At 70.0% G+C, this 15,897-nt stretch carries 13 protein-coding genes and 1 pseudogene; 6 read left to right on the top strand and 8 right to left on the bottom strand.

Going from position 1 to position 15,897, the window contains the following annotated elements; genetic code table 11:
* Window positions 1–100: 100 nt before the first annotated feature.
* The 5 genes from LRQ07_RS05250 (at window position 101) to paaZ (ending at window position 6,458) form a co-directional block, all read left to right on the top strand.
* The gene (locus LRQ07_RS05250; RefSeq protein ID WP_256536040.1) at window positions 101–1,420 is read left to right on the top strand and encodes an MFS transporter; all 1,320 of its coding nucleotides are present in this window, start codon (window positions 101–103) and stop codon (window positions 1,418–1,420) included.
* A 130-nt stretch (window positions 1,421–1,550) separates the two neighbouring features.
* The gene (locus tag LRQ07_RS05245) at window positions 1,551–2,741 is read left to right on the top strand and encodes an acetyl-CoA C-acyltransferase (RefSeq protein ID WP_256536039.1); all 1,191 of its coding nucleotides are present in this window, start codon (window positions 1,551–1,553) and stop codon (window positions 2,739–2,741) included.
* Complete coding sequence (locus LRQ07_RS05240) at window positions 2,741–3,496, top strand: enoyl-CoA hydratase/isomerase family protein (RefSeq protein ID WP_256536037.1); 756 nt, start codon at window positions 2,741–2,743, stop codon at window positions 3,494–3,496. The genes LRQ07_RS05245 and LRQ07_RS05240 overlap by 1 nt, the downstream gene beginning before the upstream one ends.
* Window positions 3,493–4,359, top strand: a complete 867-nt coding sequence (locus tag LRQ07_RS05235; protein ID WP_256536036.1) for a 3-hydroxyacyl-CoA dehydrogenase family protein — start codon at window positions 3,493–3,495, stop codon at window positions 4,357–4,359. Before LRQ07_RS05240 ends, LRQ07_RS05235 begins: the two co-directional genes overlap by 4 nt.
* Before the next feature lie 14 nt (window positions 4,360–4,373).
* Window positions 4,374–6,458, top strand: coding sequence for a phenylacetic acid degradation bifunctional protein PaaZ (paaZ, locus tag LRQ07_RS05230; protein ID WP_256536035.1), 2,085 nt, complete (start codon window positions 4,374–4,376; stop codon window positions 6,456–6,458).
* A 327-nt stretch (window positions 6,459–6,785) separates the two neighbouring features.
* Here paaZ and LRQ07_RS05225 read toward each other — a convergent pair whose 3' ends face one another.
* The 8 genes and pseudogenes from LRQ07_RS05225 to dhaK form a co-directional block, all read right to left on the bottom strand.
* Window positions 6,786–7,394, bottom strand: a complete 609-nt coding sequence (locus LRQ07_RS05225) for a TetR/AcrR family transcriptional regulator (RefSeq protein ID WP_232763156.1) — start codon at window positions 7,392–7,394, stop codon at window positions 6,786–6,788.
* A 79-nt stretch (window positions 7,395–7,473) separates the two neighbouring features.
* A complete protein-coding gene (gene paaK, locus LRQ07_RS05220; protein WP_413775532.1) occupies window positions 7,474–8,799 on the bottom strand; it encodes a phenylacetate--CoA ligase PaaK in 1,326 nt (441 codons plus the stop codon).
* A 24-nt stretch (window positions 8,800–8,823) separates the two neighbouring features.
* Window positions 8,824–9,252 (bottom strand): hydroxyphenylacetyl-CoA thioesterase PaaI, encoded by a 429-nt coding sequence (paaI, locus tag LRQ07_RS05215; RefSeq protein WP_256536034.1) that lies wholly within the window; start codon window positions 9,250–9,252, stop codon window positions 8,824–8,826.
* A gap of 113 nt (window positions 9,253–9,365) precedes the next feature.
* Window positions 9,366–10,652 (bottom strand): sensor domain-containing protein, encoded by a 1,287-nt coding sequence (locus LRQ07_RS05210; protein WP_256536033.1) that lies wholly within the window; start codon window positions 10,650–10,652, stop codon window positions 9,366–9,368.
* A 144-nt stretch (window positions 10,653–10,796) separates the two neighbouring features.
* Window positions 10,797–12,467, bottom strand: coding sequence for a phosphoenolpyruvate--protein phosphotransferase (gene ptsP / locus LRQ07_RS05205; protein ID WP_413775545.1), 1,671 nt, complete (start codon window positions 12,465–12,467; stop codon window positions 10,797–10,799).
* A gap of 123 nt (window positions 12,468–12,590) precedes the next feature.
* A pseudogene (locus tag LRQ07_RS18555) lies at window positions 12,591–13,325 on the bottom strand (HPr family phosphocarrier protein); the annotation flags it as partial.
* Window positions 13,325–13,966, bottom strand: coding sequence for a dihydroxyacetone kinase subunit DhaL (dhaL, locus tag LRQ07_RS05200; RefSeq protein WP_047522755.1), 642 nt, complete (start codon window positions 13,964–13,966; stop codon window positions 13,325–13,327). The gene dhaL and the pseudogene LRQ07_RS18555, both read right to left, overlap by 1 nt.
* The gene (dhaK, locus tag LRQ07_RS05195) at window positions 13,966–14,958 is read right to left on the bottom strand and encodes a dihydroxyacetone kinase subunit DhaK (protein WP_256536465.1); all 993 of its coding nucleotides are present in this window, start codon (window positions 14,956–14,958) and stop codon (window positions 13,966–13,968) included. The genes dhaL and dhaK overlap by 1 nt, the downstream gene beginning before the upstream one ends.
* Before the next feature lie 158 nt (window positions 14,959–15,116).
* Between dhaK and LRQ07_RS05190 the strand changes: the two genes are divergently transcribed.
* Window positions 15,117–15,884 (top strand): IclR family transcriptional regulator, encoded by a 768-nt coding sequence (locus LRQ07_RS05190; protein WP_047522738.1) that lies wholly within the window; start codon window positions 15,117–15,119, stop codon window positions 15,882–15,884.
* Window positions 15,885–15,897: the final 13 nt, after the last annotated feature.

The raw sequence follows: 15,897 nt of genomic DNA, 5'->3' as shown, positions 1-15,897 counted from the left end.
CCGATGCGATACGCTCGGCGATTAACTGACCGACCATTCGGTCATGAATACTCGACGGCACCCGGCCGTCGAACCCGAATCGCAGAACAACGGAGTTCGCATGACGACAGCAGTTTCCAGTCCCACTCAGAAGAGCAGGATGCCCGCCGAAGAACGGCGAGTACTCGCCGGCACCCTCGTCGGGACGTCGATCGAGTGGTACGACTTCTTCATCTACGCGCAGGCCGCGGGGCTGGTGCTCGCTCCCCTCTTCCTCGCCCCCATCGCGGAGTCCAGCCCCGGCTTCGCACAGGTGCTCTCGTTCGCCACGATCGGCATCTCCTTCCTCTTCCGCCCCCTGGGCGCCATCGTCGCGGGACACCTCGGCGACAAGCTCGGCCGCAAGAAGATGCTCGTCTTCACCCTCATCATGATGGGACTGTCGACCTCGCTGATCGGCGTCCTCCCCACCTACGCGGCGATCGGCGTGGCTGCGCCGATCCTGCTGATCCTGCTCCGCATCCTGCAGGGCTTCTCCGCGGGCGGCGAGTGGGGCGGCGCGGCCCTGATGGCCGTCGAGCACGCTCCGCGCGGGCGTCGCGGGCTGTTCGGGGCCTTCCCGCAGATCGGCGTGCCGGTCGGCATGATCCTCGCGACCTTCACGCTGTGGGTGCTCACGAGCTCGATGTCCCCCGAGGCGTTCCTCGAGTGGGGCTGGCGCATCCCGTTCCTGCTGTCGATCGTGTTGATCGGAGTCGGGTACGTGATCCGCCGCGCCGTCGACGAGAGCCCGATCTTCGAAGACCTGGTGCGTCGCCGCAAGGAGGCCTCCGCGCCGCTCGGCCGGCTGTTCCGCCAGAACACGAAGCAGGTCATCCTCACCGCCGTCATCTTCATCGCGAACAATGCCGCCGGCTACCTGCTGATCGCGTTCTTCGCCACTTACGCGGTCACGGCGCTCGGCATGGATCGCCCTCCGGTGCTGCTGGCGACGACCCTCGCCTCGTTCGGCTGGCTCATCTTCACCCTGTGGGGCGGACACCTCTCCGATCGGCTCGGTCGGATCCGCACCTTCCAGATCGGCTACGTGGCGCTCGCTCTGTGGGCGGTCCCGATGTGGTTCCTGATCGACACCGCGAACATCCTCTGGTACTTCGTGGCGCTCTTCGTGATGACGTTCGCGCTCGGCCTCTCCTACGGCCCGCAGGCGGCGCTGTACGCCGAGATGTTCCCGGCGAACGTGCGGTACTCGGGCGTCTCGATCGGGTACGCGCTCGGCGCCATCCTCGGTGGGGCGTTCGCGCCGATGATCGCCGAGGCCCTGTTGAACCAGTTCCAGGCGGCATGGACGATCGGCGTCTACATCGCCGTGGCATCCGTGATCTCGCTCATCGGGGTGTCCATGGTGAAGGAGACCAAGGGCATCGATCTGTCGGTCTGACCACGGATCGGCCCGCCGGCATCGCGGCGGACTCCGCGCCTGTGCCATAATTACCATACGATCGGTCAGTAATTCACTGGCCGATCGTATGGCACGGCCAGCACCGAGACGACGCAGTCAGGAGATCCGCATGACCGAGGCATTCCTCGTCGGAGGTGCACGCACCCCCGTCGGCCGATACGGAGGCTCCCTCGCTTCCGTCCGCCCTGACGACCTCGCTGCGATCGTCGTCGCGGAAGCCGTGCGTCGGGCGGGCATCGACACCACCTCGATCGAGATCGACGAGGTGATCCTCGGTGCGGCGAACCAGGCCGGTGAGGACAACCGCAACGTCGCGCGGATGGCGGTGCTGCTCGCCGGACTCCCCGACACGGTCCCCGGCATCACGGTGAACCGGCTGTGCGCCTCGGGGATGTCCGCCGTCACGATGGCCGCACAGGCGATCCGTGCCGGTGACGCCGACATCATCGTCGCGGGCGGCGTCGAATCCATGACGCGCGCACCCTGGGTGCAGGCCAAGCCGGAGAAGGCATGGGCCAAGCCCGGGGCCGCCTTCGACACCTCGATCGGCTGGCGCTTCCCGAACCCCCGGCTCCAGGCTCGGGACAAGGCGACCTTCACGATGCCCGAGACCGCGGAAGAGGTCGCCCGCGTCGACGGGATCACCCGCGACGAGGCGGATGCCTTCGCTCTGCGCTCCCAGCAGCGTGCCATCGCGGCGATCGCCGCGGGCCGCTTCGCCCCCGAGATCGTCGGCGTCCCGGTCGGCACCGGGGAGGTGCTGGTCGACGAAGGCCCGCGCCCCGAGACCACCCTCGACGCACTCGCGCGGCTGCGTCCCGTCGTCGCCGGAGGCACGGTCGTGACCGCCGGCAACTCGAGTGCGCTCAACGACGGCGCCTCAGCGGTGGTGGTGGCGAGCGCCGCCGCGGTCGAACGCTACGGCCTCGTGCCGCGCGCCCGGATCGTCGTCGGCACGAGCGCCGGCCTCGCCCCCGAGATCATGGGCCTCGGCCCGGTCCCGGCGACGCAGAAGGCGCTGCACCGCGCCGGCCTGTCGATCGACGACATCGGCTCGATCGAACTCAATGAGGCGTTCGCGACGCAGTCGATCGCGTGCATCCGCCGGCTCGGCCTCGATGAGGAACGGGTCAACGCCGACGGTGGCGCCATCGCGCTCGGCCATCCGCTCGGTTCGTCCGGCTCACGGCTGCTCCTCACGCTGCTCGGTCGCATGGAGCGCGAAGGTTCTGTGCACGGACTCGCGACGATGTGCGTCGGCGTCGGCCAGGGCGCTGCCGTGATCCTGGAGAAGGTCTGATGCACGCCGAGATCGACCCCGAGACGCCCCTGCTCATCGAACGCCGCCCCGACCGGGTGATCGCCACGCTGCATCGGCCGCACAAACGGAACGCGATCGACCAGGCGACCGTCGATGCGCTGCACCTCCTCTGCGCCGAGCTCGAGGAGACGCCGCGGACCCTGATCCTCACCGGAGCCGACGGCGTCTTCGCCGCAGGTGCCGACATCGCCCAGCTGCGCGAGCGCCGGGCCGCCGACGCGCTGCGCGGCATCAACGCGAACGCCTTCGTGCGCATCGCCGAGCTGCCGATGCCGGTCATCGCGGCGATCGACGGCTACGCCCTGGGCGGCGGCGCCGAACTCGCCTATGCCGCGGACATCCGGATCGCGACGCCCGCCCTCGCGATCGGCAACCCGGAGACGGGTCTCGGCATCATCGCCGCAGCCGGCGCGAGCTGGCGGTTGAAGGAGATCGTCGGCGAGGCCAGGGCCATCGAGCTGCTCCTCACCGGACGCACCGTGAAGGCGGAGGAGGCCCTGCGCATCGGCCTCGTCTCGGCGATCCACGAGAGCGCCGACCTGCTGACCGCGGCCGAGGCGATCGCCGATCGGATCGGCCGCAACGACCTCGCGGCGACCATCGCGACCAAACGCGTGTTCCGCGCTCCCCGCGACCGCCACCCCGCCGTCGACCTGGAAGCCCAGGCCGAGCTCTTCGAGAGCCCGGAGAAGTTCCGACGGATGACCGACTTCCTGGAACGGAGAGACCGATGACCCAGAGCAGCAGCAGCGCTCCCGCCCATGTGGGAGTGCTCGGCGGCGGACGCATGGGCGCCGGCATCGCCCACGCGTTCCTCCTCGCGGGCTCCCGGGTCACCGTGATCGAGCGCGATGAGATCGCCGCCGACGCCGCCGCCGCGCGCGTGCTCGCGTCCGTGGATGCATCGATCTCCCGCGGCACGGCGCACGAGGCCGGCGACGCCTACCGGGCACGCTTCGAGACTGGGACGGACACCGCGCTGTTCGCTCCCTGCGACCTCGTCGTGGAAGCCGTGCCCGAGGATCTCGCCCTCAAGATCGACGCGCTCACCCGCGTCGAGGCCGCCATCGGCCCCGAGGCCGCACTCGCCTCCAACACCTCGTCGATCTCGATCGACGAGCTCGCGGCGACACTGAACCGCCCCGAGCGCTTCCTCGGCATGCACTTCTTCAATCCGGTGCCGGCCTCGACGCTGGTCGAGATCGTCCGCGGCGCGGCGACCGCTCCCACGCGGGTGGACTCCGCCCGCGGCTGGATTCACGCCCTCGACAAGACCCCGATCGTGGTGACCGATGCCCCCGGCTTCGCGTCGTCGAGACTCGGCGTCGCGATCGGACTCGAGGCGATCCGGATGCTGGAAGAGGGGGTCGCCTCCGCCGAGGACATCGATGCCGCGATGACTCTGGGCTACAAGCATCCGGTCGGTCCGCTGCGCCTGACCGACATCGTCGGGCTCGATGTCCGACTCGGCATCGCCGAGTACCTCGCCGCCCATCTCGGCGAGCGCTTCGAGCCACCGACTCTGCTGCGACGCCTCGTCGCCGAAGGACACCTGGGCCGCAAGAGTGGACGCGGCTTCTACGAATGGGACGCCTGATGAAGGGAACAGACATGACGGAGATCCTCCCCAGCTATCTGGAGGGAGTCTGGTGGACGCCCGGCACCGATACCGACGCGGCCGAGGTGCGCGATGCATCGACCGGCCGGGTCGTCGCCCGCGTCTCGACGGAGGGCATCGACCTCGAAGGCGCGCTCGCCTATGCCCGCCGGGCAGGACAGGCCTCGCTCGGGGAGCTCACGTTCCATCAGCGCGCCGTGCTCCTCAAGCAGCTCGCCCTCGCCCTCACCGCGCGCAAGGAGGAGCTGTACGAGATCTCGAGCCGCACCGGCGCCACCCGCCAGGACTCGTGGGTCGACATCGACGGCGGGATCGGGGTGTTGTTCGCCTACTCCAGCAAGGGACGTCGGGAGCTCCCGAACGCGAAGGTCTATGTCGACGGCGGCATCGAGAACCTCTCCAAGGACGGCTCCTTCCTGGGTCGGCACATCTACACCCGACTCCCCGGTGTCGCGGTACAGATCAACGCGTTCAACTTCCCGGTCTGGGGGGCGCTGGAGAAGTTCGCCCCCGCCTTCCTCGCGGGCGTGCCGACGGTGGTGAAGCCGGCCACCCCGACCGGGTATCTGGCGGAGGCCATGGTGCGGATCATGGTCGAATCGGAGCTCCTGCCCGAGGGCTCGCTGCAACTCGTCTCCGGCGGCGTCCCCGGACTCTTCGAGGCGCTCCGGCTGGGAGACCTCGTCGCCTTCACCGGGTCCGCATCGACCGCCGAACGGCTGCGCGCCCACGATGCGGTGCAGACCGGCGGCGTGCGCTTCACGAGCGAGACCGACTCGATCAACGCCTCGATCCTGGGGACGGACGCGGTCTCCGGGACCCCCGAGTTCGACGCCTACGTCCGACAGCTCGTGGCCGAGATGACCACGAAGGCCGGGCAGAAGTGCACCGCGATCCGACGCGCGATCGTGCCGGCCGAAGCTGTCGACGACGTCATCCGCGCCGTGCAGGCCCGCCTTTCGGAGCGCGTCGTCCTCGGCGACCCGCGCGCCGAGGGGGTCACGATGGGACCCCTCGCCTCGACCGCCCAGCGCGACGAGGTGCTGCGCCAGGTGTCGCGCCTGCAGGACGGCGGCGGCGAACTGGTGGTCGGATCGACCGACGCACCGAACGTCCGTCACGACGACGGCAGTGAGGGACCAGCTCCGGACGGCGCATTCGTCGCGCCGATGCTGCTCCGCTTCACCGACCCCGAGAGCGCGGCGGTCAACGAGATCGAAGCGTTCGGCCCGGTCTCGAGCATCCTCGGCTATCGCACTCTCGACGAAGCGAGTGCTCTGGTCGCCCGCGGTGGCGGATCGCTGGTGACGAGCGTGGCGACGCACGACCCCGAGGTCGCTGTCGCCCTGACCACCGGGATGGCCGCCTACAACGGTCGTGTCCTGTTCCTCGACCGCGATGACGCCCGCAGTTCGACGGGTCACGGCTCACCGCTCCCGAACCTCGTCCACGGAGGGCCGGGGCGGGCCGGCGGCGGCGAGGAGCTCGGGGGCATCCGCGCCGTCCTCCATCACATGCAGCGCACCGCCGTGCAGGGCTCTCCCACCATGATGACGGCCCTGACCGGGGTGTGGCACCAGGGGGCGGACGCGCGTCCGTACCAGGAGAGCGGCGGGATCCACCCGTTCCGCAAGTCCCTGGCCGAGCTGAGCATCGGGGACCAGGTCGTGAGCGGTTCGCGCACCGTGACCCTCGACGACATCGAGACGTTCGCGGCCTTCACGGGCGACACCTTCTACGCGCACATGGACGAGACCTCCGCGGCGGCGAACCCGTTCTTCCCCGGTCGCGTCGCGCACGGGTACCTGCTCGTGTCGTGGGCCGCGGGGCTCTTCGTCGATCCGGCACCCGGCCCCGTGCTCGCGAACTCCGGGCTGGAGAACCTGCGCTTCGTGACGCCCGTCTCCCCCGGCGACGAGATCCGCGTCGAGCTCACCGCGAAGCAGATCACCCCGCGCGAGACCGACGAGTACGGCGAGGTCCGGTGGGATTCGGTGCTGAAGAACCAGCGTGATGAGATCGTCGCCACCTACGACGTGCTCACCCTCGTCGCGAAGCAGCAGGCGGAGGCTGCCTGAGTCCCCTCGACACCCCCTTCCGTCGTCGACACCCCCCTCCGTCGTCGAGGCCCCTTTCCGTCGTCGAGGCCCCCTTCCGTCGTCGACGCCCCTCCCGTCATCGACGCCCCCTTCCGTCGTCGACGCCCCTCCCGTCATCGACGCCTCCTTCCGTCGTCGAGGCCCCCTTCCGTCGTCGACGCCCCCTCGAGTCCGCGTCGCCCGAGCGGGGCGTGGACGACAGGACGGGGCGTGGACGACAGGACGGGGCGTGGACGACAGGACGGGGCCTCGACGACACGACAGGACGGGGTGGCGCGGGGTGGCGGGGCGGCGGGGTGGCGGGGGTCAGCGACGACGCAGTCCGTCGAGCGCGATGGCCACGACGTCGTCCGCCAGCCGATCCGCGCCTTCCCTGCCCCCGGGTCGGTACCACTCGACGATCGAGTTGATCATGCCGAAGGTCAGGCGGGCGACGACGCTGGCGTCCATGTCGGCGCGCAGCGCGCCCTCAGCCTGCGCCTCGGACACCAAGGCCGTGATCCGACGATCGAAAGCGCGACGACGGGTCAGCGCTCGACGCTCCACCTCGGTGTTGCCGCGCACCCGGAGCAGCAGCGTGACCGCCGGCAGCTGCGCGATCAGGACGTGCACGGCGCCGCGGAGCACATGCTCGAGTCGTGCCACGGCGCTGGCCTCGACCGCCGACGTGGGAAGCGGGTCGTCCACCACGGCCTCGAGTCCGCTGAGCGCCGCATCGAGAGCGAGGTCGAGGATCTGGTCCTTGGACCCGAAGTGGTGGTAGATCGCGGACTTCGACAGTCCGAGCCGCTCGGCGAGCATGCCGATCGACGTGGCGTCGTACCCGTGCTCGTTGAAAGCGGTGACCGCGACCGCGAGGATGCCCTGCTGGTCGTATCCCGGGCGGCCGCGTCGTGTGCTCTGCATCTCTGACATCATGCACAGTCTCGCATCCGATCGTGCCGTGCGGCGGGAGCGGTGGCCGCGAGGCGTGCTCGGCCACCGCTCCCCCGGGTCAGCGCAGGTCGTAGACCCGCTTGTACTTGCCCTCGCTCCGCGGCAGCGTGCCCGGCTCCTCGAGCTGGACGGCGACCGTGGAGCCGACGAACACCTTGATCCGCTGCGCGAGCACCTTCGCCGCGCTGGTGCAGGTCTCGACCGAGAGGTCGGGGTGCCGCTCGATACGCACGGTCATCGTGTCCATCCGGCCCTCCTTGGAGAGCTCCAGGATGAAGTGCGGGGTCAACTGCTCGATGCCGAGCACCAGTTCCTCGATCTGCGTCGGGAAGAGGTTCACGCCCCGCAGGATGATCATGTCGTCGTTGCGCCCGGTCACCTTCTCCATGCGCCGCATGCCGGGCCGAGCGGTCCCGGGTAGGAGCCGGGTGAGATCGCGGGTGCGGTAGCGGATGACCGGGAAGGCCTCCTTGGTGAGGGAGGTGAACACGAGTTCGCCGAGTTCGCCGTCCGGGAGCGCGGCCCGGGTCCCGGCGTCGATGACCTCCGGCAGGAAGTGGTCTTCCCACAGGTGCGGGCCATCCTTGGTCTCGAGGCACTCGTTGCCCACACCCGGTCCCATCACCTCGCTGAGCCCGTAGATGTCGAGGGCGTCGACGCCGAGGCGCAGCTCGAGCTCCTGCCGCATCTCGTTCGTCCACGGCTCCGCCCCGAGCACCGCGACCCGGAGCGAGGTCGAGCGCGGGTCGATGCCCTGAGCGACCATCGCATCCGCGATCGTCAGGAGATAGCTCGGCGTGCAGAGGATCGCGTCCGGCTCGAAGTCGCGGATGAGCTGCACCTGTCGTGCGGTCTGGCCGCCGGACATCGGGATGACCGTGGCTCCGAGCGCTTCGATTCCCGCGTGCGCACCGAGCCCACCGGTGAAGAGGCCGTAGCCGTAGGCGTTGTGCACCTTCATCCCCCGGCGGATGCCGCTGGCGCGCAGCGACCGAGCGACGAGCGATCCCCAGCGATCGAGGTCGCCGCGGGTGTAGCCCACGACGGTCGGACGCCCCGTGGTGCCACTGGACGCGTGGATGCGAGCGACGTCCTCCATCGGCACGGCGAACATGCCGAACGGGTAGGTCTCGCGCAGATCGTCCTTCGTCGTGAACGGCAGCCGTTCGACGTCGGCGAGCGTGCGGATATCGTCGGGGTGCACTCCGGCGTCATCGAACTTGCGCGTGTACAGGGGCACGTTCGCGTAGGCGTGGCGCACGGTCTGCTGCAGGCGGGTGAGCTGAAGCCGCTCGATCTCCGCTCGGCTCATGCGCTCTTCGGCGTCGAGCTCGTCGGCCGAAGGCGGGTGGATGCGGGTGGATGCGGCGGTCGTCATCGACACGGGAGACTCCATCGGATCAGGGGGTCAGAAGGTCTGGTTGGTGGTGCGCGAGCGGCCACGGAACTCCGCGACCGTGTCGCCGAGCTCATCGACCACGGTCACGTCGTAGATGCCGGAGCGGCCGGTGCGGGTGCGGCGGACGGCCGTCGCGGTCAGCGTCTGCCCGGAGACCGTGGACTTCAGGAACGAGATGTCGGCGCCCGCGGCGACGGTGACCCGGTCGTCCTCGTTGCAGGCGATGGCGAACGCGGTGTCGGCCAGGGCGAACACGAAGCCGCCGTGCGTGATGTGGAACCCGTTCGTCATGTCGTCGCGCACGCGCATCGAGACCACGGCGTGACCGGGGTCGTCGCGCTCGACGACGAGTCCGAGTGCGGCGGAGGCCTGATCGCGCTCCATCATCGCGCGGTTCGCCCGCACTGCATCCGTGGTGCGCGTCATCGCTTCCGTCATCGTCGACCTCCTCGTCGCGTGGTGCCGCGGCAGCGGTGCCCCGACGGGCCCATACTAACTGAACGATCGGTTAGTAATGAAGCCCGACGCGAAGATCGGTCTGCGAGAAGGCGTCAGCCGAAGACCAGCGCGTTGCGCAGGGTGGCATCCTCCAGCGTGATCCCGGTGATCACGGCGCCGTCGTCGCCGACCGAGTCACGGTCGAGACGGAAGCGCAGCGTCACACCCTCTCGGGTCGACCACTCGTAGAAGTACTCCCCCGACGAGACGATACGAAGATCCGTGCCTTCCGGGAATGCGGTGACCGCGGCGGACACCGCATCGCCGACCTTCACACCCTCGGCGGAAGGAAGAGCCGCTGCGTCATCCGCCCGATCACCGGCGGTGTTCGCGATCCCCACGGTGAGGGCCGAGACCAGCGTCCCGCCTTCCTGCGTTTCGAGCAGCAGCGACGCGGAATCATCTGCGGCGATAAGTCGCGTCGGTCCCCCTTCCCACTCGGATTCCTGGATGCGGGCTCCGGGCACCGCCGCGATCGCCTCGTCGAGCTCGACGCCCAGCTGCACCGGCCCGACGCCCACCGGAGTGATCTGCCAGGCGCTCCACGGCGCGGCCGGGTCGGCTGCCGCGGGCGTCTCGACGGGCGCAGGAGGGTTCGCCGTCAGCTCGTCGATCAGCATCCGCCGAGCCTCTTCCGCGCGATCGCGCAGCAGCGCTGCGGCGGCCTCGGCGTCGAACGCCGGCTCGCCGGTGAACGGCTGCCACACCTCGACGATCACGTTCCCGGCGGAGGCGTAGCTCTTGTAGAGGCTGTGGCCACCACCGGTCGAGTAGGTGATGGTCAGCGAGCCGGCAAGGGCTCGGATGCCGCCGTCGCCTTCTGCTGTCGAAGACGCGAATGTGGCCGGTCCACCGAACTCAAATTCGACGCACTGCGCCGCCGCATCGACATACTGATCCATTCGCGCCTTCGCGGCCTCTTCGTCGGCGAACTGGAGCACGTGGAGCCACCCGTCGCTCCCCTCCTCCGCCGTCGTCCAGGTGACGGAGCGCGCACCGATCGACCCCAACGAGGTCTCGGCCGCGAGCGCGCTGCAGATCGCGGGAACTGGCTCGGGGCCACCTCCATCGGAGACCTGGATCAGGGACGAGACCGCCGGGCTGACCTCTCCGATGTCGGGGAGCAGGGCCGCGATCTCGTCGGCACTCAGGAGGAACCAGTCCAGCTCGTCTCCGACGAACGCGATCGGCCCCGCGTACGGCTCGGGGGTCGGAACGACCGGAGCGGCGCTGGGCTCAGGAGTCGATTGCGGAGTGGGCGCGCAGCCGGCGAGCGCCACCAGGACAACCACCGCCAGAGCACCGATCACGCTCTTTCCGACCGACAGCTTCTGCGACATGTCCCCTCCGATTCCTCTTCGGCGTCGGACCCGACACCCCGTCTTCGACGAGCCTAGGGCGAGGCCGCCGACCGTCGACGAGGAATCGGGATGTCGATATCGGAATGAGACGGTGAACATTCCCCGCCGCGCATGAATCCGGGGTCAGAGGACCTCGGTGTGGGCCTCCCCCGTCCTCGCCACCGCCCTCGCCTCGTCGACGGTGCGTGCGCCGAGCACCGCTTCAGCAGCCCGGCGGCAGTCCTCCTCGCTCACCATGGAGAGGGCCTCGGCGACGCGGCCGAGCGACCGCGGAGTCATCGACAGCGAGGTCGCACCCAGGCCCACGAGAACCGGGGCGAGTGCGGGATCGCTCGCGGCTTCCCCGCACACTCCGACGGACTTCCCCGCCGCCCTCCCTGCCTCGCCGACGATGCCGATCAGGCGCAGGACGGCCGGCTGCCACGGGTCGTTCAAGTCGCCGAGATCGCTCAGGAGGCGGTCGGCCGCGAGCGTGTACTGGGCCAGGTCGTTCGTTCCCAGACTCACGAAGTCGACCACCTCGAACAGCTCCGCGGCGAGCAACGCGGCCGAGGGGGTCTCGATCATGATGCCCGCGCGTTCGATCCCCGCAGCACGCGCCCGCTCGGCGAACTCCCGCGCTTCTTCGACCGTCGCGACCATCGGAGCCATCACCTCGACCTGCGCCGACTCCGCTTCTGCAGCCCGTGCGAGCGCCCGCAACTGATCGTCGAGGAGCTGCGGACGACGGCGCGCGATCCTCAGACCGCGGACCCCCAGGGCCGGGTTGTCCTCGTGATCCGCATTCGCGAATGGGAGAGGCTTGTCACTTCCGGCATCCAGCGTCCGAACGACCACCTTGCGGCCGGGGAAGGCAGCGAGCACGCCGCGGTAGGCGGCGGTCTGTTCCTCGACCGACGGGGCGTCCGCCCGGTCCAGGAAGCAGAACTCCGTCCGGAACAGCCCCACGCCCTCCGCGCGCGCCGCCGCGGCGTTCACGGCGTCCGCGGCCCCTCCGACGTTCGCGAGCAGCATGACGCGGTGCCCGTCTGCGAGACGCCCGGTCCCGTCGAACTCCACCGCGGTCGCCGCTGCCGCCGCTTCCGCGACCCGTGACTCCGGCGGGTCGACCTCGACCGTGCCGCGGCCGCCGTCGACCAGAAGCGTCGCCCCGACGGGGATGCCGACGGCGCCGGCCACACCGACCACCGCGGGAAGCCCGAGCGAGCGAGCGATGATCGCCGTATGGGAGGTCGGACCTCCCTGCTCGGTCACGAGGCCGACGCACCGCCCCTCGCCGAGCGTCGCCGTGTCGGCAGGCGACAAATCGGTCGCGACGAGCACGAACGGCTCCTCACGCTCCGGCACCCCCGGCATGTCGACTTGGAGGATCTCGGCGATGATCCTGTCGCGCACGTCACGGATGTCCGCCGCGCGCTCCGCCATGCGACCGCCCAGTGCGGTGAGGCCCTTCTCGTGCGCCAGGCCGGTCTCCCACACGGCACGGGCGGCACTGCGCCCCTTCGCACGGACCAACGCGGTCGCCTCCGAGACCAGCTCGGGATCGGAGGCGAGCAGCCGCGACGCATCGAGGATCGCCCGCGCTTCCCCCGTGGCCTGGGCGGTGCGCGTCCGCAGCTGGTCCGCCACCGCCACGGCCGCCCATTCGATCGCCGACACTTCGGCATCGCGCTCCTCCACCGCGATGACGGTGTCCGCATCGGGTTCGGCGACGGCCGGCGCGAGGTGCACGACGGGGGCCGCGACCCGACCGGGGCTCACCCCGCGTCCGCGCAGCACGGCACCGGAGGCGATCGTGACCGGGGCGTCCTCGACAGCGGCGGAGCCTTCGGTGGGGGCAGCCGGGGCGGGGGCAGCCGGGGCGGGTGCGGGCGTCGCCGCGTCCGTTCCCTCACCGAAACCGTCGTCGAACAGCGCGGACAGCCGGTCCGCCACGGTAGCGGCCTGCGCACCTCTCACCGTCAGTTCGATCTCATCGCCCTGACGTGCACCGAGCACGAGGAGGCGCGAGAGGCTCGCCGCCGACGCATCGGGCCCGTCGGGAAGTCGTCGCAGCCGCACCTCCGCCCCTGCGGACGCCTCGGCGATCAAGGCGGCGGGGCGTGCGTGGAGCCCCTGCGGATTGCGCACCCGCACACGACGCACGAGCGCCTCGCCTTCACTCTCGACCGCGGAGGACGACGCAGCATCCGATGAATCCGTCGCGGAATCGGGTACGGGCGCGGCGTCGTCCGCGACGCCGCGCTGCCCGGTCTTCGCCCCGAGCGCGGAGGTCGCCTCGGAAGCCACCGCATCCAGGTCGCTCCCCGCCGCGGCGGAGACGACGGCGGCGAGCAGTCCCTCCACGAACGGCGCGGGAGCGAGCCGGACCGGCACGTCGCTCGCTCGCAGTTCGAGCGCGAGTTCGGCGCTCAATACGGCCGACCCGAGGTCCATCAGGACCAGGACTCCCTCGCAGTCCGCAGCCAGCTCATCGATCGCCGCGGCCACCGCCACGGCGTCCGTTCCGAGGACCGGCACGCCGTCGCCGTCCACGCCAGCGCCCGCGGCCACCCGCACGCGCACAGCGGGCCCTTGGACCATCTGCAGGGCAAGCTCCAGTGCCGCCTCCCCGAGCCGTGCGCTGTGGGAGACGGCGACGATACCGATCATCAGGCGCTGCCCGCGACCGCCGCGGCGAGCGTGTCGAAGAGGATCGCCGTGGACGCCGCCCCGGGGTCGAGGTGACCGGCGCTGCGCTCGCCGAGATAACTCGCCCGTCCCTTGCGTGCGACCAGCGGCAACGTGGCGTCTCGGCCCTTCTCTGCGGCATCGGCCGCGGCGGTGACGGCGTCCGCGACGGTCGAGCCCTCAGCGAGCGCGGCGTCCATCGCATCGACGGCAGGCGCCATCGCATCGAACATCGTCTTGTCCCCCGCTTCGGCCTTGCCCCGCGCGACGATGCCGTCGAGCCCCGCACGCAGCGCGGTCGCGAGGGCAGGGCCGTCGAGCTCGGACACCGCGCCCGCGGTCATCCCCATCCGCAGGAAGAAGGTGCCGTAGAGCGGCCCACTGGCCCCACCGACGGAACTCACCAGGGTCATGCCGACCGTCTTCAGCAGCTCATCGATCGTTCCGGGTGCGCCCCCTGCGAGCTTCTCGCCGACGGCACTCATCCCTCGGGCCATGTTCGCACCGTGATCGGCGTCGCCGATGGCCGAGTCGAGTTCCGTGAGCCAGTCACGCTTCTCGGTGACGGCCGTGCCGAACCGGGAGACCCAGTCGGCGAGGACGGCGGTGTCGACAGCAGCCATCAGGCGCCCCACCGCAGACCGGGGGTGTTGACCGGCGCGTCCCACAGACGCAACAGCTCGTCGTCCGCCTTGAGCACGGTGACCGAGCATCCCGCCATGTCGAGCGAGGTGATGTAGTTGCCCACGAGGTTTCTGGCGATCTGGACCCCGGACTTCTCGAGGATCGCCGCCACCTCGCCGTACATCAGGTAGAGCTCGATGAGGGGTGTCGCGCCCATGCCGTTGAGCATCACGATCGAGGGGCCGGTGGCGTCGAGGTCGGCGAGGATCGGCTCGACGAGCTGCCGCGCGATGTCCGCCGCGGGGGCCAGTGGTTCACGGTGACGGCCCGGCTCACCGTGGATGCCGATGCCGATCTCCATCTGATCGTCCGGCAGATCGAAGGTGGGCTTCCCTGCCGCGGGCACGGTGCAGCTGGTGAGCGCCATGCCCATCGAGCGGCCCTGCCCGTTGATCTTCTCGGCCAGCGCGACGACGGCGGCGAGATCGCGGCCCTCCTCCGCGGCGGCACCCACGAGCTTCTCGAGCAGCACGGTCAGACCGACACCGCGACGCCCCGCCGTGTACAGGGAGTCCTGCACCGCGACGTCGTCGTCCACGGTGATGCTGCCGACCTCGATCCCCTCCATCGAGGCGAGCTCGGCGGCCATCTCGAAGTTCAGCACGTCGCCCGTGTAGTTCTTCACGATGTGGAGCACACCGGCCCCGCGATCCACGGCCTTGGTGGCCACCTGCACGCGGTCCGGCGTCGGGGAGGTGAACACCTCTCCGGCGACCGCGGCATCCAGCATCCCGGTTCCGACGAAGCCGCCGTGCAGCGGCTCGTGACCGGAGCCGCCCCCGAAGACGATCGCGACCTTGCCCTGTGCCTTCGGCGTCGCGCGAGTGATCACGTGGTTCTCGAGGTCGACGGAGAGCTCGGGATGAGCGAGCGCGACCCCTCTCAGAGATTCGACGAGAACATCTTGCGGGGCGTTGATGAGCTTTTTCATCATTCGATCTCCTTTGATCCTTCGTGGTCTCTTTCGCAAGATCCGAAAGGAATTCGTTAATGTCGAATATGCTCGGAGCCAGCCGGGTTGTCAAGATCATTCGTGAAGCCCGGCTGCACTGACACCGGCTCGACGACGCACCGGAAGGAGGGCTCCCCGTGATCCAGGCGATCGACCGCGCGGCGAAGATCCTCGAACTGCTCCAAGGAGCACGCCACCTCGGCATCACCGACCTCGCCGCAGCGCTCAGCCTGCCGCCGTCGACCGTGCACGGGATAGTCAAGTCGTTGCGCGCGCACGGGCTCGTCGCGAAGGAACGCGGGGGCCAGCGCTACATGCTCGGGCCGACGCTCCTGCGCTTGAGCAACGTGTACCTCGACACCCTCGATGTGCGCGCGCGGGCGATGCGCTGGACGCAGGAACTCGCACGCCGCACGAACCTCTCCGTGCGGCTGGGCGCCCCCCACTTCACCGATGTGCTCGTGATCCACCACAACCTGCGCCCCGACGACAGCCAGCAGATGCTGGAGACCGGGGTCGCGATTCCCGCGCACGCCTCGGCGATGGGCAAGGTCCTGCTCGCCTACGACCAGGGCTTCCAGCAGAGCGTCTTCGAACAACCGCTGCGCAGCCTCACCGGCGACACGATCACCGATGTCGCACGGTTGACCCTGGAGCTGCCGTCGATCGCCGAGCGCGGGACGGCCGGTGAGTTCGACGAAGCCGTGCTCGGGGAGTCCTCGCTCGCCGCACCGGTCGCCGATGCCTCGAACGACATCGTCGCGGCCGTCGCCGTGGTGCTGCCCACCTCGCAGACCCCGGCCTCGGACGCGATCCTCAACGCCCTCCGGGAGACGGCCCGCAACATCTCACGCGAACTCGGTGCCACCACCTGGCCGCCGCGCGTCGCACCCGCCGACGACTGACCCCGCCGGCTGA

Origin of the sequence: Microbacterium sp. J1-1 (genome assembly GCF_024498615.1) — a bacterium.
Taxonomy (GTDB): domain Bacteria; phylum Actinomycetota; class Actinomycetes; order Actinomycetales; family Microbacteriaceae; genus Microbacterium; species Microbacterium aurugineum.
Note: the sequence above shows the minus strand (reverse complement) of the source record. Positions and strands in the feature narration are given on the sequence as shown.